This window comes from Klebsiella sp. K47 (genome assembly GCF_051858335.1).
GTDB classification, from domain to species: domain Bacteria; phylum Pseudomonadota; class Gammaproteobacteria; order Enterobacterales; family Enterobacteriaceae; genus Klebsiella; species Klebsiella pneumoniae.
Map to the genome: position 1 here is coordinate 1 of NZ_JBPYUI010000109.1, position 368 is coordinate 368.

Genomic DNA, 368 nt, shown 5'->3' on the forward strand with positions numbered 1-368 from the left:
GCAGCGTCCCGCTAACGTTCATCACCTCAACCGCAAGAGCGCTGTCATCCGGGCTGCGGTAATATGTGGTCGACCCCACCGGAATATTCACAATATCCGCCTGTGCCGCCGTCAGCGTCTGATACTGCTTACTGAGCGGGATGATGTTTTGCCTGACCTCATCGTTTTTCGCCATCATCTGACGCCACGTATCCAGCGGTTCGCCTGCGCGGTCGTTAACCGTTCCTGCCGGACCGTTAACCAGCTCGTCAGCGCGCTTGACGTTATCCAGGAATATTTCAGGCGTCGTCGTTCCCAAAGGCGGGTTAAGTTCGGCCATGTTTTTTGCTCCAAAAAGAGGCTTCGCCCAAACGAGGGTTTGAGCGAAA

1 pseudogene is annotated in these 368 nt (G+C 55.4%); it reads right to left on the reverse strand.

From position 1 onward, the window contains the following. Positions 1-319, reverse strand: a pseudogene (locus tag RRF55_RS27305) (hypothetical protein); the annotation flags it as partial. Positions 320-368 lie beyond the last annotated feature (49 nt).